Origin of the sequence: Microbacterium sp. NPDC089186, assembly GCF_040685115.1 — a bacterium.
Lineage (GTDB): Bacteria > Actinomycetota > Actinomycetes > Actinomycetales > Microbacteriaceae > Microbacterium > Microbacterium galbum.
In genome coordinates, this window is the sequence record NZ_JBFBHJ010000001.1 from 920425 (window position 1) to 937742 (window position 17318).

The following is a 17318-nucleotide window of genomic DNA, read 5'->3' on the forward strand; positions in this document are numbered from 1 at the left end:
CGGGCACCCGCCCTGCGGGGGCGAGCGCGGGCGGCTCGCGACGGGGACGCCGCGGGCCGGCGGCGCTGTGCGACCTGGCGCCGCGCCGCCCCGGCGTGACCGCGGTGCTTACAGCGAGTCGACCACCTGCGACGCGAGACCCGCGTAGGCGGCGGGGGTGAGCGCGAGCAGGCGCTCCTTCGCGGCGTCGCCGATGTCGAGTCCGCGGACGAACTCCGCGAGCTCGGGACCGCCGACGCGGCGTCCGCGCGTGAGGTCCTTGAGCAGCGCGTAGGGGTCGGTGATCTGCGAGCGACCCGCGGCGATCTCGGCGCGCACGACCGTCTGGATCGCCTCGGCGAGCACTTCCCAGTTCGTGTCGAGGTCGGCGAGCAGCACGTCCTCCGCGAGCGAGATCTCGGTGAGGCCGCGCTGCAGGTTGTCGAGCGCGAGCAGCGAGTGCCCGAAGGCGACGCCGATGTTGCGCTGGGTGGTGGAGTCGGTGAGGTCGCGCTGCATGCGGCTCGTGACGAGCGTGGATGCCAAGGTGGCGAACAGTCCGCCGGCGATCTCGAGATTGGCCTCGGCGTTCTCGAAGCGGATCGGGTTGATCTTGTGCGGCATCGTCGACGACCCGGTCGCGCCCGCGACGGGGATCTGCGTGAAGTAGCCGAGCGAGATGTACGTCCAGATGTCCGTCGCCAGGTTGTGCAGGATGCCGCCCGCGTGGCGCGCACGGTCGTACAGCTCGACCTGCCAGTCGTGCGACTCGATCTGCGTCGTGACCGGGTTGAAGCCCAGGCCGAGCGACTCGATGAACGAGCGGGTCAGCTCCGGCCAGTCGACGTCGGGCTCGGCCGCGACGTGCGCCGACCAGGTGCCGGTGGCTCCGGAGAACTTCGCGAGGTACTCCCCGGCATCCAGCTGACGGATGACGCGCTCGAGGCGCCACGCGAAGACGCCGATCTCCTTGCCCATCGTGGTTGGCGTGGCGGGCTGGCCGTGCGTGCGCGAGAGCATCGCGGCGTCGCGGTGCCGCACCGCGAGCTCGGCGAGCGCGGAGGTGACCGAGCGGAGCTTCGGCAGCCACACGCGCTCCACCGCGCGCTGCACGGTGAGCGCGTAGGCGGTGGAGTTGATGTCCTCGCTGGTGCACGCGAAGTGCGTCAGCTCGGCGAGGGCGGTGAGGCCGAGGGTGTCGAGGCGGTCGCGCACGAGGTACTCGACGGCCTTGACGTCGTGGCGCGTCACGGCCTCCTTGTCGGCGAGCCAGGCGATCTCGTCGGCGCCGAACTCCTCGTAGAGCGCGCGGAGCTTCGCGCGGTCGGCGTCCGACACGGGCGAGGTGCCGAAGAGCGAGCGATCGGTGAGGGCGAGGAGCCACTCGACCTCGACCTCGACGCGGGCGCGGTTCAGGCCCGCCTCCGACAGGTAGTCGCCGAGTTCGGACACGGCGCCGAAGTAGCGGCCGTCGAGCGGGCTGAGGGGCTGCGGAGGCAGAGCGGACACGGGTCTCCCGGGGGTCGCGCGAAAGGGTCAGCCCGCGGAACGGATGGCGGGCTCGAGCTGCCGGAACAGGGCGCGGCTGGCGCGTTCGATCATACCGAGCACCTCGTCGAACATCGGCGGTCCGGCGTAGTACGGGTCGGGCACGTCGAGGGTCTCGGCATCGGACAGGAACGACTGCAGCAGAGCGATCTTGTCGGCGTCGTCGTCACTGCGCGCCCACCCGCGCAGCACGCGCTCGTGGCTGCGGTCGAGGGCGACGACGAGGTCGTTGCGGTCGAAGTCGGCGAAGGAGAACTGCCGCGCGCGGTGCGCGGATCCGTCGTAGCCGAGGCGCTCGAGCGCGTGCAGCGTGCGGTGGTCGGCGCGTTCGCCGACGTGCCAGTCGCCCGTGCCGGCCGAACTCGACGACACGCGGGTGCTCAGCCCCGACGTCTCGGCGATGCGCCGGAAGACCACATCGGCCATCGGCGACCGGCAGATGTTGCCGCTGCAGACGAACACGACGCGGAAGGGCGCGTCGGCACTCGCGGTCATCCCTCCATCATGGCGGGGAAGCGGCGCGCGCGCATCAGTGTGCTGCGTGCGACGGCCCTCAGTTTCGCGCCCGATCGTCGCGGCGCGGACGCAGGATGCCGCCGAGCACGGCGTTGATGATGCCGATGAGCAGCGCGGCGACCACCGTCAGCCAGAACTCGCCCGTGCGCAGGCCCCAGTCCCAGTTCTCGGTGATGACGCCCGTCAGCCACAGCAGGAAGCCGTTGATGATCAGCGAGATCAACCCGAGGGTGAGGATGTACAGAGGGATCGCGATGATCTTCACGATGGTGCCGACGACGCTGTTGACGATCGCGAAGATGAGGCCCACCAGGAGCAGGGTCAGCAGCACCTGCAGCCACTCGCCGGGGGCGAACGGGATGAGGCGCACCTGCAGCGCGGGCAGCAGGGTGACGATCCAGAGGGCGAAGGCGTTGACGGCGACGCGGACGACGAAGCGCATGCCCTCATCGTGGCACGCGGGGTCGTGTCGCGGCAGGGATCCCTCCACCGAGGGAGAAGTGGGGTCTGACGCGCGGCGACGTCTCGCGGTTAGGCTCGCGATGTGAGCGAAGACCCGGTCCTGCCCCGTATCCGTCCCGAGATCGCCGCCCTGCCCGCATATCGACAGGGCAAGCAGGCGAGTCCCGACGCGTTCAAGCTGTCGAGCAACGAGAACCCCTTCGAGCCGCTTCCCGGCGTCCTCGACGCGGTCCGGGCGGCCGGGGCCTTCAACCGCTATCCGGATGCCACGGCGGCGCGGCTGCGCGAACGCCTCGCCGCGCGGTACGGCGTCTCGGCCGACGAGGTGCACGTCGCCGCCGGCAGCGTCTCGATCCTCGCCCAGCTGCTGCTGGCCACCTCGGGCCCGGGCGACGAGGTCGTCTACGCCTGGCGCTCGTTCGAGGCGTACCCCTCGCTGGTCGCCGTCGCGGGCGCGACGAGCGTGCAGGTTCCGCTGACCGCCGACTTCCGCCACGACCTGCCCGCGATGGCCGATGCGGTCACCGAGCGCACGCGTCTGGTGATCGTGTGCAGCCCCAACAACCCCACCGGCCCCACGGTCGGTTACGACGAGTTCGTCGCCTTCGTCGACCGGGTGCCGCGCGACGTGCTGGTCGTGCTCGACGAGGCCTACGCCGAGTTCGTCACCGACACCTCCTCGGTCGAAGGCGGTCGCGTGCGTGCCGTGCTGGCGCGCCCGAACGTCGTCGTCCTCCGCACGTTCTCCAAGGCCTACGGCCTCGCGGGCCTTCGCGTCGGCTACGCCGTCGGCCACACCGGCGTGCTCGACGCCGCCCGCAGCACCGCGATCCCGCTGTCAGTCACGGCTGCCGGTGAAGCCGCCGCGTTGGCGAGCCTCGATGCCGAGAGCGAGCTGCTGCACCGCGTCGGGGTCATCGCCGAGCGTCGTGACCGTCTCGTCGCGCGCCTGCGCGAGACCGGGTGGGACGTGCCCGACGCCCAGGGCAATTTCGTGTGGTTCGCGGCCGGAGAGCGCACGGCCGAGGTCGCGGCCGCGTTCGAGGAGGCCGGGCTGATCGTGCGCCCGTTCCCCGGCGACGGCATCCGCGTGTCGATCGGCGAAGAGGAGTCCCTCGATCGCGTCGTCGAGGTCGCCGCAGCCACCGCCCCGCGCTGACGCGCGGCGCCGGCTCGGGCGCAAGGCACGGCGTCCGTTTGTCCCACTTCCACGCCGAATCGCGGCATCCGTTGTGCACCTCATGCGGTCTCGCGCATGGGCCGCGCGTTAGCGTGGGTGCATGACCCCGCTCGACGACCCCGCTCTCGTGCGCGTTCTGGCAGCCGACGGCACGCTGGCCCCCACGCCGGCCGCCGAGCGCTACCTGCCGCTCATCGACGCCCTCACCGACGCCGAGCTCGAGACCTTCTACCGCGACATGGTCTCGATCCGCGCATTCGACGTGCAGGCCACCAACCTGCAGCGCCAGGGCCAGCTCGCCCTCTGGCCGCCGTCCTTCGGGCAGGAGGCCGCCCAGGTCGGCTCCGCCCGTGCCGCGCGCGCGCAGGACCACATCTTCCCCTCGTACCGCGAGCACGTGGTCACCCGTATCCGCGGGGTCGACCCGATCGACATCATCCGGCTGATGCGCGGCCTCACCCACGGCGGGTGGGACCCGACCGACCCGAAGAACGGCAACACGCACATCTACACGCTCGTGCTCGGCGCGCAGACGCTGCACGCCACGGGCCTCGCCATGGGGCTGGTGTTCGACGGCAAGAGCGGAACGGGCGACCCCGAGCGCGACGAGGCCGTCATCGTCTACTACGGCGACGGTGCCTCCAGCCAGGGCGACGTGCACGAGGCGATGGTCTTCGCCGCGAGCTTCCAGACCCCCGAGGTCTTCTTCCTGCAGAACAACCAGTGGGCGATCTCGGTCCCCGTCGCGACGCAGTCGCGCTCGCCGCTGTACAAGCGCGGCGAGGGATACGGCATCCCGAGCCTGCAGGTCGACGGCAACGACGTGCTCGCCAGCTACGCCGTGTCGAAGACCGCCCTCGACGAGGCGCGGGCAGGCTTCGGACCGCGCGCGATCGAGGCCATGACCTACCGCATGGGCGCGCACACGACCAGCGACGACCCCACGAAGTACCGCACCTCCGACGAAGAGAAGGCGTGGGCCGGGCGCGACCCGATCGCCCGCATGCGCGCGTACCTCGAGGGCCGCGGCGCCTCGCAGCAGTTCTTCGACGACGCGGATGCCGAGGGTACCGCCCTCGCCGACGACGTGCGCGTGCGCACGAACGAGCTCGGCACCATCCCGCGGGTGCACATGTTCGAGAGCGTGTACTCCGAGGCGCACGCGTTGATCCAGGAGGAGCAGCGCTGGCTCGACGACTACGAGGCGTCGATGGAAGGGGGAGCGCAGTGACCGAGAACCTGCCCATCAGCCGGGCTCTGAACGCGGGCCTCCGCCGGGCCCTCGAGACGAACGACCGCGTCCTGCTCATGGGCGAGGACATCGGCCCGCTCGGCGGCGTCTTCCGCGTGACCGAGGGTCTGCAGAAGGACTTCGGCCCGCGCCGGGTCATCGACTCCCCGCTCGCGGAGTCGGGCATCGTCGGCACCGCGATCGGTCTCGCCATGGGCGGGTTCCGTCCGGTGCTCGAGATCCAGTTCGACGGCTTCGTCTTCCCCGCGTTCGACCAGATCACCTCGCAGCTGGCGAAGATCACGAACCGTCACGAGGGCGCGGTGCGCATGCCCGTCGTCATCCGCATCCCCTACGGCGGGCACATCGGCGCGGTGGAGCACCACCAGGAGAGCCCCGAGGCGTATTTCACGCACACCGCGGGTCTGCGGGTCGTCAGCCCCTCGAACGCGAACGACGCGTACTGGATGATCCAGCAGGCGATCGATTCGCCCGACCCCGTCGTTTTCCTCGAGCCGAAGGCCAAGTACTGGCAGAAGGGCGAGGTCGACCTCGAGGCCCCGGCGCTTCCGCTGCACGCGAGCCGCATCGTCCGCCGCGGCACCGACGTCACGCTCGTCGGCCATGGCGCGATGGTCACGACGCTGCTGCAGGCGGCCGCGCTCGCCGAGAGCGAGGGCACGAGCTGCGAGGTCATCGACCTGCGTTCGCTCTCACCCGTCGACTACGGCCCGCTGCTCGACTCGGTACGCCGCACCGGACGCCTGGTCTACGCGCAGGAGGCGCCGGGCTTCACGTCCCTCGGCTCCGAGATCGCCGCGACCGTCATGGAGAAGGCGTTCTTCGCTCTCGAGGCGCCCGTGCTGCGCGTGTCGGGCTTCGACGTGCCCTTCCCGCCCGCGAAGCTCGAAGGCACCTACCTGCCCGACGCCGACCGCATCCTCGAGGCCGTCGACCGGTCTCTCGCGTACTGACCCTCCCTCCGGCCGTCAGGCCCTCCCGCCGCCGGAACATTCCGTTGCGGCATCGCCGGTGGCAAGCTGGCTCCCGAGCAAAGGACACACCGTGACCGAGCAGACCTTCGTCCTTCCCGACGTCGGGGAAGGCCTCACCGAGGCCGAGATCGTGCAGTGGCGCGTCGCCCCGGGCGACACCGTCGCCGTCAATGACGTGATCGTCGAGATCGAGACGGCCAAGTCGCTCGTCGAGCTCCCGTCGCCGTACTCCGGCACGGTCGGCGAGCTGCTGGCATCCGAGGGTTCCACCGTCGAGGTCGGTGCGCCGATCATCACGATCGGGGCTGCGGATGCCGGCACTCCGGCGCCCGCGGCCCCCGCCACGGTTCCCGAGCCCAGCGACCCCGGCGGAGCGGTGCTCGTCGGCTACGGCACGGGCGGTGCGGTGTCGTCGCGTCGGCGCAAGCCCGCGGAGCGCCCCGTGAAGGCCTCCGTCGGTGTCGTCGCGAAGCCCCCGATCCGTAAGCTCGCGCGCGACCTCGGCGTCGACCTCTCGGCCGTGACCCCCAGCGGCCCCGCGGGCGAGGTCACCCGCGACGACGTCGTGAAGCACGCCGAGCAGGCGAGCGTGTTCCGCAACATCGAGACGCCCGCGTGGGGCGAGGTGCGCGAGGAGACGATCCCGGTCGCCGCCCCCGTCGCGCCCGCGCCAGCGGCATCCACCCCCGTTGACGACGCCCGCGAGGAGTCGATCCCCGTCCGCGGCGTGCGCAAGGCCACCGCCAACGCGATGACCTCGAGCGCCTACTCGGCCCCGCACGTCTCGGTGTGGGTCGACGTCGACGCCTCGCGCACGATGGAGCTCGTCAAGCGCCTCAAGGCTTCGCCCGACTTCGCCGACGTCAAGATCTCGCCGCTGCTGATCATGGCCCGCGCGGTGATCTGGGCGCTGCGTCGCACGCCGATGATCAACGCCGCCTGGGTCGACACCGAAGACGGCGCGCAGATCCGCGTGCGCCACTACGTCAACCTCGGCATCGCCGCCGCGACCCCCCGCGGCCTGCTCGTTCCGAACATCAAAGACGCGCAGGCGATGAAGACGCGAGAGCTCGCCAAGGCGCTCGAGAACCTCACGCTCACCGCGCGCGAGGGCAGGACGAGCCCCGCTGATCAGACCGGCGGCACGTTCACGATCACCAACATCGGCGTCTTCGGAGTGGATGCCGGAACTCCGATCATCAATCCCGGTGAGGCCGGCATCATCGCCCTGGGCGCCATCCGGCAGAAGCCGTGGGTCGTCGACGGCGAGGTGCGCCCGCGCTGGGTGACCACGGTGTCGGGCTCGTTCGATCACCGCGTGGTCGACGGGGACGGGATCTCGCGGTTCATCGCGGATGTGGCATCCGTTCTGGAGGAGCCGGCGCTGCTGCTGGACTGATGCGGGCCGCGTAGCGTGGACTTCATGGAGCCTGACGCCGAGAGCCCGGAGGAACGGGCCCTGCGTGCGCTGCGCGCGATCGACGAGGGTGCCGACATCGGCGCCGAGGCCCTCGCCTTGTCGAACGAGTTCACCGACCGCCACACCGCGCGTCTGTCGGCGTGGCTTCGACGCAGACGGCGCGCGTCCCGCGACGACTAATCGGGCAGCGATGACCGCTCGGCGCGCGGTGCCGGCCGCGTCGGGATGAGCAGCGCCAGCACGAGCGCGACCGCAGCCGCCCCGATGCCCAGCAGGAACGACACCTGGAACGCCTGCGCCGTCGGCACACGGGTCTCGCCGTCGCCGGTCGAGAGCGTCGCGAGCACCACGCCGACGATCGCGGCGGCCGTGCTGGTTCCGAGGGAGCGCGCGAGGGCGTTCAGGCCGTTGGACGCCCCCGTCTCGGTCGGTGGCACGGCGCGCATGATGAGCATCGGCATGGCCGCGTACCCGAAGCCGATGCCGAAACCGATCAGGACGTTGGCGACGACGAAGTGCCACACCTCGGTCGAGAAGATCAGACTGAATCCGTACGCGAGGATGAGCGAGATCGACCCGGCGACGAGAAGCACCCGCGGCCCGATCGTGCGCGCGAGCGTGCCCGAGATGGGCGAGAGCACCATCATCACCAGCCCCGACGGCATGACGACCAGGCTCGCGGCCAGCAGCGACAGCCCGAGTCCCACTCCGGTCGCCACCGGCAGCTCGAGCATCTGCGGGTAGGCGACGTTCGAGGTGAACAGCGCGAAGCCCATGGCGATGGATGCCAGGTTCGTGAGCAGCACGGGGCGGCGCGCGGCGACCCGCAGGTCGAGCAGTGGGTTCTCGATGCGGAGCTCGAACCAGCCCCACAGCAGCAGCACGACGACTCCACCGATCGCGAGCGACAGCGTGAGCGGTGACGTCCAGCCCCACGTGTTCCCGCGGGAGACGGCCAGCAGCACGCCGATCAGGCCGACCGCCAGGCCCACCGCGCCGAGATAGTCGAAGCGTCCGGCGGTGCGCAGCACGCTGACCGGGACGATCCAGAGGATCAGCCCGAAGACCACCGCGCCGAGTGCTCCGGCGATCCAGAACAGCCAGTGCCAGTCGGTGTTCTCGGCGACCAGAGCGCTGATCGGCAGGCCCAGTGCGCCGCCGACCCCGAGGGTCGCGCTCATCAGCGCGATGGCGCTGTCGACGCGGTTCTCGTGCAGCACGTCGCGCATGATCGAGATGCCCAGAGGGACGACGCCGACGATGGCGCCCTGCAGAGCGCGACCGATGATCATGCCGATGATCCCGGTCGACAAGGCGGCAACGACCGAGCCGAGGATCATGACGACCAGCAGCACGAGCACGATGCGCCGCTTGCCGTACATGTCGCCGAGCCGGCCGGCGATGGGCGTGATCACGGCCGCCGCCAGCAGGGTCGAGGTCACGACCCAGGCGGTGTCGTCTCGGGAGGCGTTCAGCAGCTGCGGAAGCTGCGACTGGATCGGCACCACCAGGGTGAACATGAACGAGGAGCACAGCCCCGCCAGTGCCAGAACCAGGACGACGAGCCCCTGCGGGCTGTTCCGGGAGAGTCTTCTTCGCGCGTTCTCATCCCGTGACATCGTTCTCCAGGCTATCCGTCGTCCGACGCTGCCGGGGTCGGCCTCGGGCCGTTGCTCACCGTGGAAGGAGGATCATCGAGCTGCAACCGCGGACGCCGTCGCGCTGGACCGCCGGGCGCGCAGGACCGGATCCGTCTGGCGGTGGACGGGTCGTGTGCGCCCCGAGATGCGTTCGAGAACGAGGGAGGCGGCGAGAAAACCCATCTTCTCCCCGAATTGGTCGATGGTGGTGAGACCGATCAAGGGGTGGGAGGCGATCGGCACGTCGTCGTAGCCGACCACCGAGAACCGGTCGGGACCGAGGCCGTGCTCCGCACTGGCGCGGAGAGCTCCGAGAGCCAGCTCATCGTGTCCCGCGAAGAGCGCTGTCGGGGGCTCGGGAAGTGCCAGAAGAGCGAGCGTCTCCGCATACGCCGCGTCTTCGGTGAGGGGGATCGCCCGCGTGTCGACCGAGTAGCCGCGTTTTTTCATCATCGCGTCGTAGACGCGCGTGCGAGCGAGGTGGGGATCCGCCGGCGGATCGGAGAGTGCTCGCTGGTCGACGGTGAAGTGCGCGATCCGGCGATGACCGTGATCGAAGAGATGGGTCATGACCAAGCGAGCACCTTCTTCGTCGTCCCCCGTCACGACGTCGTAGTGCTCGGGATCGTCGTGCTGACCGATCTGCACGAGGGGGACGCGAAGACCGAGTTGCTCCAGCCAGGTCTGGTTCACCGCCGGTGCAACGGCGATGATGCCGTCGACCTGCCGGTCGACCAGGCTCTCGAGCGCGGCTTTACCGTTGGCGGCATGCGTCATCGGCGCCAGGATCGTCTGGTACCCGGTCCCTTCCAGATGGTCGAAGACGCCGACCAGGATCCGGGCGAAGAACGAGTTGTCGACCCGAGGGAGCTGCACGCCCACTGTCCGGCTCGACCCGCGCATGGCGCGCGCCGCGACGCGGGGTCGGTAGCCGAGGTCGGCAATGGCCGCCGTGACCCGCTCGCGCATCGCGTCGCTCACGCCGTATGCGTCGCGGATCACTTTCGACACGGCTGCGCGCGACACTCCCGCGGTGCGCGCGACGTCGTCGATGGTCGCCCGCGTGGGCGTGCTGTCGCCTGTTCGGGAAACGTCGTGCGGGGAGGGTGGCGTATCGGCAGTGGTCAAAAGGTCTCCGTCGTCGATGACTGGGTGACCTCAGTGTAGACCGGTTGACATTTTCCCGGAAGCGGGTCTAGCTTGAGCGCGGCGGGAACCTTCACCCGATGTGTAGATCAATCTACAAAGCCCGCTGTCCTGACCCTTACAGAGAGGTAAGTCATGTTGTCCCGCAGCAACACGCTCCGCACGAGCGCCGCCCTCACCGGAACCGTCCTCATGGCAGCGTCCCTCGCCGCCTGCGCCTCGGCCAGCGGCGAGAGCGGCGGTAACGTCGAAGTCACGGTCTCCGTCTACAACGAGGCTGCCGTCGTCAAGACGGTGACGGCTCTGGCCGAGGCCTTCCAGAAGGAGAATCCGAACGTCACCGTCACCGTCAACCCGCGCCCCACGGGGACCGAGGGCGACAACCTCGTCAAGACGCAGCTGTCGACCGGGGAGATGGACAGCGTCCTGCTCTACAACAGCGGCTCCCTGTTCCAGGCGCTCAACCCCGACCAGACCCTCACGGATCTTTCCGACCAGTCGTGGGCCGCGGATGTGGCGAGCGGGTTCAAGCCCGTGGTCTCCACGGACTCCGGCTTCTACGGCGCTCCCCTCGGCACCTCCTACGCGGGGGCGGTGGTGTACAACAAGAAGGTCTTCGCCGACCTCGGCATCGACGTTCCCAAGGATTGGGCCTCCTTCAAGGCGGCCGCGGAGAAGATCAAGGCCGCCGGCATCACGCCCGTCGAGCAGACCTATGGCGACTCGTGGACCTCGCAGCTCTTCGTGCTCGGCGACTTCGGCAACATCCTGACGCAGGACCCGCAGTGGGCCGAGGACTACACCGCGAACAAGGCGAAGTACGCCGATGAGCCGGCTCTGAGCAGCTTCCAGCACCTCCAGGACGCCTTCGACGCGGGGATGTTCAACCAGGATTTCGCCAGCGCCACTCTGGCCGACGGTATCGCCGCGCTCGGTAGCGGCAAGGCGGCCATGTACCCGATGCTGACGCAGGTCGTTCTCGGCCAGCTGGCGCAGGACGCGCCCGATCAGATCGCCGACCTCGGTGTCTTCCCGTTCCCGGCAGACGCGGCCGCCGACACGACGCTGACCGTCTGGCAGCCGTCGGCCATGTACATCCCCAAGACCACCGAGGGCGCTGAGCTGGACGCGGCGAAGAACTTCGTCGCCTTCGCGAACTCCTCCGCGGGATGCGACATCCAGAACGACAACGGGAACGCCGCGGGTCCGTACGTCATCGACACCTGCAAGGTTCCCAGCGACGCCGCGCCGCTCGTCGCGGACATCGCGTCTTACGTGGACGGGGGCGCGTCCGCCTCCGCGCTCGAGTTCCTCTCTCCCATCAAGGGACCGAACCTCGAGAACATCTCCGTCGAGGTCGGATCGGGCATCCGCTCGGCCGCAGACGGTGCCGCGGCCTACGACGAGGACGTGAAGAAGCAGGCGCAGCAGCTCGGCATCGAGGGATGGTGACGCGCCTCACGCGCGCTTTCCACTCGTGACGTACCGGGGAGTCGGCTGCGCCCCCTCGACTCTCGCAGCCGGCTCCCCACCCATCTAGGAGAAAACCCATGGCAAGCACGATGGCGCAGGTCGTTCCCGACCTCGAACGCCGCAGCCGCCGTCGCAGGCGCAGAACCGGCACCGACCCCTTCGCCAGGCGGACGTACCCCCTCTGGTTCCACCTGCCGGCATCCCTGCTCTATGTCGTCCTCTTCGCTGTCCCCACCTTCGCGTCGCTCTACTTCAGCCTCACGCGGTGGACTCTGTTCGACGTCACCTTCATCGGCTTCGACAACTTCGTGCAGTTCTTCCAGGACCCGCAACTGTCGCAGTCGCTGGTCCACACCCTGATCTACGCGGTCGTCACCAGCGGGGCGAAAGTCGTGCTCGGCTTCGCGCTGGCCCTGCTGCTGACCAGCAATCTCATCGGTCGCGGATACCTCCGTGCGGTGACCTTCTTCCCCGTCCTCGTCTCCACCATCGGCGTCGGACTCACCTTCAAGGTCCTCCTCGACCCGTTCGACGGCGTGGTGAACAAGGCGCTGGCGGTTCTCGGCATCACCGGTCCCGGGTGGCTGACCGACCCGAACCTCGCCCTCTTCTCGGTCGCCCTCGTCGACGTGTGGAAGGGCCTCGGCATCGCCACCCTCATCTACATCGCGGGCATCGTCGCCATCCCGCAGGAATACTTCGAGGCGGCCCGGGTCGACGGAGCGGGCGCGTCGACGGTCTTCCGCAACATCATCTTCCCCCTGTCGTGGCCCGCCACCGGAACCGTGATCATCCTCTCCCTCATCGGGGGGCTCCGATCCTTCGACCTCATCTGGGCGATGACCAAGGGCGGGCCGGGCTTCAGCTCCGATGTCGTCGCCTCCGTCATCTACAAGCAGTACCAAGCGGGCTTCTATGGACTCTCGACAGCGGGCAACGTCGTCCTCTTCGTCATCGTGGCGGCGATCATGATCCCCCTCGCCTCGTACATCGGCCGTCGGGGGGTGGAGTCATGAGGGCGGCTCAGCTTCGCCGGTGGATCGTCGGCACCATCGCGATCATCGTCTCGGTGGTCGTCTTCCTGGTGCCGTTCGCCTTCATCCTCATCACGGCCTCGAAGACCACCCAGGGCGCCTCGCTCCTCGGCTTCTCGCTCCCCGAGAAGTGGGTGCTGTGGGACAACATCGTCACCGTCCTGACCGACCGCAACGGCTTGCTCGTGCGGGCTTTCGTCAACAGCATCGTGCTGACGGTGGCGAGCGTGACGGTCATGGTCGTGCTCGCGGCGATGGTCGGGTACATCCTGTCGCGCCGTCAGTCGCGTTGGAACGGCGTCATCAATTTCTTCGTACTGGCCGGGCTCATCGTTCCGCCCGCGGTCGTCCCGACCATCTGGGTGCTTCAGGGCCTCGGCCTCTTCAAGACGTTGCCGGGACTGGTGCTGATCGAGGCCACGTTCGGACTGTCGTTCTGCATCCTGCTCTTCCGTGCGTTCGTGGCGACGATTCCGCGCGAGTTGGATGAGGCGGCGGTCATCGACGGCGCCGGCCCCATCCGACTGTTCTTCCGCGTCGTGCTGCCGCTGTTGAAGCCGGTGATCGTCACGTTGATCGTGGTGCAGTCAGTGGCCGTCTTCAACGACTTCGCCAATCCGCTTTACTTCCTGCCCGGCGATCAGAACGCGACCGTGCAACTGACCCTGTACAACTACGCCGGCGGCATGGCGGCGAACCAGTACAACCTCCTCTTCGCCGACATCCTCCTCATCACGATTCCTCCCCTCATCATGTACATCTTCTTCAACCGTCAGATCGTCGCCGGGATGACCAGTGGGGCGGTGAAGGGATGACCGGGTCGCCGTTCTCCGTCGCTTCTCTGATCGCCCCCGGCGCGCCGCTCGGGTCCGTGCCCGTCCTCCGCGCGCGTGTCCCCATCGCCTCCAACAGCCCCGTCGAGTCAGCCGTCCTCCGGTACTCCGCGCTGGGGATCGTGGAGGCCCGCATCGACGGCGCCGCCATCTCGGAGGACGTCTTGACCCCCGGGTGGTCCAGCTATGAGTGGCGCATCCGGGTCGCGCAGACCGACGTGACCGAGATGGTGCGCGACCGCGGCGACGTCGAGATCGAGCTCGAGCTGGGCAACGGGTGGTACCGCGGCAATCTCACCTGGATGGGAGCTTCCGCGGTCTACGGCGACGAGATCGCCGGCATCGCCGAGCTCGAGGTGCGCTACGAGGACGGCAGCGTCCGCACCCTCGGGACGGATGCCGGGTGGACCGCCCGCGGAAACGCCACGGTCAGTGACGACCTCTACCGCGGCCAGATGATCGACGCGCGGCTCCGCGAGGCCCCGGGGGCCTCCGTTGCCGTGCGCGTCCTCGAGGACGACTTGTCCCGTTTCGAGCCCTACGTCGGCCCGCCCGTCCGTCGGCAGGGGGACGTGTCGCCCAAGGCGACATGGACCTCGCCGTCGGGCGCCCTCATCGTCGACTTCGGACAGAACCTCGTGGGGTGGGTGAGGTGCGAACTGCGGGGCGAACGCGGCTCCGAGATCGTCCTGCGCCATGCCGAGGTGCTCGAGGAGGGCGAGCTGGCGCTCCGCCCGCTGCGTTCGGCGGAGGCGACCGACAGGTTCGTCCTGTCCGGTGGTCGCGACGTCTTCGAACCCACCTTCACCTTCCACGGCTTCCGATACGTGCAGGTCGACGGATGGCCCGGCGGGATCGAGGCCTTCGATCCGTCCGCGCTGACCGCGGTCGTGGTGAGCTCGGAGATGCAGCGGATCGGGACGTTCCAGAGCTCGAACGAAGCGCTCAACGCCCTCCATCGCAACGTCGTCTGGAGTACCCGGGGCAACTTCCTCGACATCCCGTCGGATTGTCCGCAGCGCGACGAGAGGTTGGGATGGACAGGCGACATCGCGGTCTTCGCGCCGACGGCGGCGTTCCTCTTCGACGTCCGCGACTTCCTGCGGGATTGGCTGCGCGACCTCCGTGCAGAACAGCGCCACCAGGACGGGTTGGTTCCGTACGTCGTCCCCGACGTCCTGAAGCACGCCGGCATGCCTGCGGAGTTCACCCCCATGGATTCGACAGCCATCTGGAGCGACGCGGCGGTCTGGGTCCCGTGGGCGGTGTGGCACGCGTCCGGTGATCTCCGGGTCCTCGAGGAATCGTTCGACTCCATGCGGGCCCACGTGCGACGGGTCGAATCGCTGCTCTCGCCCTCCGGGTTGTGGGACGAGGGTTTCCAGTTCGGAGACTGGCTCGATCCGGACGCTCCGCCGGAGTCCCCGGAGAAGGCGAAGGCCGATACGGGTCTGGTCGCCACCGCGAGCTTCTACCGCACGGTCGTTCTGGCGGCGCGCAGCGCATCGCTGCTCGAGCGGCCCGACGACCGCGACGCGCTCGACGCGCTCGCCGGGCGCGTTCGTGACGCCTATCGCGCCGCGTACGTCGATGCATCGCTCGAGCGGCTGCGGAACGACTGCACCACCGCGTACGCCTTGAGCATCGTCTTCGGCCTCCTCGACGAGGAGGAGCGGCACTGGGCGGGAGCGCGTCTGGCAGAACTCGTCGCGGAGAGCGACTACCGGATCTCGACCGGCTTCGCAGGCACCCCGTTCATCCTCGACGCCCTCAGCTCCACGGGCCAGGTGCCGACGGCCGGCCGGTTGCTCCTCCAGCGCGAATGCCCATCGTGGCTCTATCCCGTTCGGATGGGGGCGACGACCATCTGGGAGCGGTGGGATTCGATGCTGCCCGATGGCAGCGTGAACCCGGGGGAGATGACCTCCTTCAACCACTACGCCCTCGGTGCTGTCGCGGACTGGATGCATCGCGTGCTCGGAGGGCTCGCTCCGGCGTCGCCGGGCTACCGGGAGATCCTCGTCGCCCCTCGGCCCGTGGACGGCGTGGACTGGGTCGAGACCGAGGTCGTCACACCCTTTGGGCCCGCTGCCGTGAAGTGGACCCGCGAAGCAGACGGCATCCGGCTCGACGTCGTCGTCCCGGAGGGAGCTGAGGCGCAGGTGGACCTGTTCGACCTCGACGCCAGGGTCGGGGCGGGCACTCATCTCTTCCACGCGGCGTATCCCGCATCGGCCCCGGCGCTGCGCCGATAGGCGGACGACCCGGAGCCGCGACATCGTGCTCTCCGTCCGGTGCATGCCGGGCGGAGAGCCCCTCGCCGGACACACACTGCACATCGATAAAGGAGTCGAAATGACATTGTCGTCATCCATCACGACCGGTCGGGAACGGCCACTCTTCTGGCGCGCGATCATCGCTTTCGGGACGCTGGTGCTCGTGCTCGCGGGATTGATCGCGGCACCGCCCGCGAATGCTCTCAGCGGCGAAACCCGGCTTCACGACCCCTCACTCTTGACCGTGGGCTCGTGCACCTACGCGTACTCCACGGGCTTCGAGAACGACCCGAACAACGCAGCCGGTTCGGTGATGGTGTATCGCACGTGCGATTCGCCCGCGACCTCGAACTGGGTCAAGGTCGGCAACACGTGGTCGAGCACACCCGCGTGGATCACGCAGAAGCTCGGCAAAACCCCTCCCAACATCTGGGCTCCCGACATCAACTACCTGAACGGGAAGTACTACCTCTACTACGGCGCATCCGTGTGGGGGACCTCCTCGGCCGTGATGGGTCTGCTCACGGCGACCGACCCGGCGGGGCCGTGGACGGACGAGGGCATGGTGACGGATGTCAACTACCCGATCGATCCGGACGTCGTCCGGGGCGGAGATGACCGCCTGTACGTGTCCTGGGGTTCCTGGACGGGTGGCGCGGTCTACATGCACGTGTTGGATGAGACCACCGGCAAGCTGTCGACGACCGACAACAATCTCTGGAAGATCGCCACGGGCGTGGAGGGCGTCTCCATCCACCGCAACGGCGACTACTTCTACCTCTACGGGTCGAAGGGCCTGTGCTGCTCGGGGACGAACAGCAACTACTACACCACCGTCGCCCGCTCGACCTCGGTCACCGGGCCGTACACCGACACGAGCGGCAAGACGATGGTCGACGGCGGAGGAACCGTCGTCCTGAAGGGCACCTACCCGCGCGTCGCGGCGGGCGGGGGCGACGTCTTCACGAACGGTTCATCCGCGTTCTTCGGCTACCACTACTACGACGCGGCCAACAGCGGTCGGGAGAGCCTGGACATCCGCCCCCTCTCCTACGCCGACGGCTGGCCCGTTTTCGGCGCACCTCTCGGAAAGACCGAGCTGGCGCTCCAGGTCGCCCATAGCTCGCAATGCCTCGACGTATGGGGTCTGAGCACGAGCGAGGCCGCGCCGGTCAACCAGGGTTCGTGCAACGGGGGCGCGAACCAGCGATGGACGCTGCAGGCCGCGGGGTCGTCGTACAAGATCGTCAACGTCAACAGCGGCAAGTGTCTCGCTCCCAAGGATGCCAGCACGTCGGCCGGAGCGGTGATGGTGCAGTCGACGTGCTCCGACGTCTCCGTGCAGAAGTGGAACATCACGTCGGCCACGGGCGGCTACAAAGCGATCGCCAACGCCGCCAGCGGTCTCTGCCTCGAGGTGTACGGCAACAACACCGGCAACGGCACCGCTGCAAACCTCTGGTGGTGCAACGGAGGCGACAACCAGCGCTGGCTCGAGGGCTGAGCCGGAGACGGAGCGGAGAACCCTCCGTGCGACTCCGCCCGAATCACTTGCTCGCGCAGGGCCGCGGCGAGTCCCGCCTTC

General features: G+C 68.9%; 15 protein-coding genes. 10 read left to right on the plus strand and 5 right to left on the minus strand.

All coding sequences use genetic code 11. The annotated features are described in order from the left end of the window. Positions 1 to 108: 108 nt before the first annotated feature. The 3 genes from purB to AB0N82_RS04360 are packed head-to-tail and all read right to left on the minus strand — an operon-like array spanning position 109 to position 2485. On the minus strand, positions 109 to 1488 hold the full coding sequence (gene purB / locus AB0N82_RS04350; protein ID WP_363388566.1) for an adenylosuccinate lyase: 1380 nt from the start codon (positions 1486 to 1488) through the stop codon (positions 109 to 111). Between the two features lie 27 nt (positions 1489 to 1515). Continuing rightward, the gene (locus AB0N82_RS04355; RefSeq protein WP_315994209.1) at positions 1516 to 2022 is read right to left on the minus strand and encodes a low molecular weight protein-tyrosine-phosphatase; all 507 of its coding nucleotides are present in this window, start codon (positions 2020 to 2022) and stop codon (positions 1516 to 1518) included. Positions 2023 to 2080: 58 nt separating this feature from the next. Next, positions 2081 to 2485 carry a phage holin family protein gene (locus tag AB0N82_RS04360; RefSeq protein ID WP_315994210.1) on the minus strand — a complete coding sequence of 135 codons (405 nt, stop codon included), beginning with the start codon at positions 2483 to 2485 and terminating at the stop codon, positions 2081 to 2083. Between the two features lie 102 nt (positions 2486 to 2587). On the opposite strand from AB0N82_RS04360, the gene AB0N82_RS04365 reads away from it, so the two are divergent. From AB0N82_RS04365 to AB0N82_RS04385, 5 genes are all read left to right on the plus strand, one after another. After that, positions 2588 to 3664 (plus strand): histidinol-phosphate transaminase, encoded by a 1077-nt coding sequence (locus AB0N82_RS04365; protein WP_315994211.1) that lies wholly within the window; start codon positions 2588 to 2590, stop codon positions 3662 to 3664. Between the two features lie 121 nt (positions 3665 to 3785). Further along, the gene (locus tag AB0N82_RS04370) at positions 3786 to 4916 is read left to right on the plus strand and encodes a thiamine pyrophosphate-dependent enzyme (RefSeq protein ID WP_363388571.1); all 1131 of its coding nucleotides are present in this window, start codon (positions 3786 to 3788) and stop codon (positions 4914 to 4916) included. Further along, complete coding sequence (locus AB0N82_RS04375) at positions 4913 to 5890, plus strand: alpha-ketoacid dehydrogenase subunit beta (RefSeq protein ID WP_315994213.1); 978 nt, start codon at positions 4913 to 4915, stop codon at positions 5888 to 5890. Before AB0N82_RS04370 ends, AB0N82_RS04375 begins: the two co-directional genes overlap by 4 nt. A gap of 91 nt (positions 5891 to 5981) precedes the next feature. Beyond that, the gene (locus AB0N82_RS04380; protein WP_363388576.1) at positions 5982 to 7310 is read left to right on the plus strand and encodes a dihydrolipoamide acetyltransferase family protein; all 1329 of its coding nucleotides are present in this window, start codon (positions 5982 to 5984) and stop codon (positions 7308 to 7310) included. Positions 7311 to 7334: 24 nt separating this feature from the next. Then, positions 7335 to 7511, plus strand: a complete 177-nt coding sequence (locus tag AB0N82_RS04385; protein ID WP_315994215.1) for a hypothetical protein — start codon at positions 7335 to 7337, stop codon at positions 7509 to 7511. Here the strand turns inward: AB0N82_RS04385 and AB0N82_RS04390 are convergent. Then, a complete protein-coding gene (locus AB0N82_RS04390; protein WP_363388580.1) occupies positions 7508 to 8950 on the minus strand; it encodes an MFS transporter in 1443 nt (480 codons plus the stop codon). The genes AB0N82_RS04385 and AB0N82_RS04390 overlap by 4 nt on opposite strands. A gap of 72 nt (positions 8951 to 9022) precedes the next feature. Further along, positions 9023 to 10099 carry a LacI family DNA-binding transcriptional regulator gene (locus AB0N82_RS04395; RefSeq protein WP_363388583.1) on the minus strand — a complete coding sequence of 359 codons (1077 nt, stop codon included), beginning with the start codon at positions 10097 to 10099 and terminating at the stop codon, positions 9023 to 9025. Between the two features lie 153 nt (positions 10100 to 10252). Between AB0N82_RS04395 and AB0N82_RS04400 the strand changes: the two genes are divergently transcribed. The 5 genes from AB0N82_RS04400 to AB0N82_RS04420 all read left to right on the plus strand — a co-directional run bounded on the left by AB0N82_RS04400 (position 10253) and on the right by AB0N82_RS04420 (position 17237). Beyond that, positions 10253 to 11569 carry an extracellular solute-binding protein gene (locus AB0N82_RS04400; protein ID WP_363388586.1) on the plus strand — a complete coding sequence of 439 codons (1317 nt, stop codon included), beginning with the start codon at positions 10253 to 10255 and terminating at the stop codon, positions 11567 to 11569. Between the two features lie 98 nt (positions 11570 to 11667). After that, complete coding sequence (locus AB0N82_RS04405; protein ID WP_363388589.1) at positions 11668 to 12606, plus strand: sugar ABC transporter permease; 939 nt, start codon at positions 11668 to 11670, stop codon at positions 12604 to 12606. Next, positions 12603 to 13439: a carbohydrate ABC transporter permease gene (locus AB0N82_RS04410; protein ID WP_363388592.1), complete on the plus strand. Its 837-nt coding sequence runs from the start codon at positions 12603 to 12605 to the stop codon at positions 13437 to 13439. Before AB0N82_RS04405 ends, AB0N82_RS04410 begins: the two co-directional genes overlap by 4 nt. After that, the gene (locus AB0N82_RS04415) at positions 13436 to 15712 is read left to right on the plus strand and encodes a family 78 glycoside hydrolase catalytic domain (RefSeq protein WP_363388595.1); all 2277 of its coding nucleotides are present in this window, start codon (positions 13436 to 13438) and stop codon (positions 15710 to 15712) included. Before AB0N82_RS04410 ends, AB0N82_RS04415 begins: the two co-directional genes overlap by 4 nt. Positions 15713 to 15812: 100 nt before the next feature. Beyond that, positions 15813 to 17237, plus strand: a complete 1425-nt coding sequence (locus AB0N82_RS04420) for an RICIN domain-containing protein (protein ID WP_363388599.1) — start codon at positions 15813 to 15815, stop codon at positions 17235 to 17237. Positions 17238 to 17318 lie beyond the last annotated feature (81 nt).

What these genes read in the sequence shown, in the direction of transcription:
- AB0N82_RS04355 (WP_315994209.1), bottom strand. Translation starts at nt 2,022, where the DNA reads ATGACCGCGAGTGCCGACGCGCCCTTCCGCGTCGTGTTCGTCTGCAGC.
- AB0N82_RS04360 (WP_315994210.1), bottom strand. Translation starts at nt 2,485, where the DNA reads ATGCGCTTCGTCGTCCGCGTCGCCGTCAACGCCTTCGCCCTCTGGATC.
- AB0N82_RS04370 (WP_363388571.1), top strand. Translation starts at nt 3,786, where the DNA reads ATGACCCCGCTCGACGACCCCGCTCTCGTGCGCGTTCTGGCAGCCGAC.
- AB0N82_RS04385 (WP_315994215.1), top strand. Translation starts at nt 7,335, where the DNA reads ATGGAGCCTGACGCCGAGAGCCCGGAGGAACGGGCCCTGCGTGCGCTG.
- AB0N82_RS04390 (WP_363388580.1), bottom strand. Translation starts at nt 8,950, where the DNA reads ATGTCACGGGATGAGAACGCGCGAAGAAGACTCTCCCGGAACAGCCCG.
- AB0N82_RS04400 (WP_363388586.1), top strand. Translation starts at nt 10,253, where the DNA reads ATGTTGTCCCGCAGCAACACGCTCCGCACGAGCGCCGCCCTCACCGGA.
- AB0N82_RS04405 (WP_363388589.1), top strand. Translation starts at nt 11,668, where the DNA reads ATGGCAAGCACGATGGCGCAGGTCGTTCCCGACCTCGAACGCCGCAGC.
- AB0N82_RS04410 (WP_363388592.1), top strand. Translation starts at nt 12,603, where the DNA reads ATGAGGGCGGCTCAGCTTCGCCGGTGGATCGTCGGCACCATCGCGATC.
- AB0N82_RS04415 (WP_363388595.1), top strand. Translation starts at nt 13,436, where the DNA reads ATGACCGGGTCGCCGTTCTCCGTCGCTTCTCTGATCGCCCCCGGCGCG.
- AB0N82_RS04420 (WP_363388599.1), top strand. Translation starts at nt 15,813, where the DNA reads ATGACATTGTCGTCATCCATCACGACCGGTCGGGAACGGCCACTCTTC.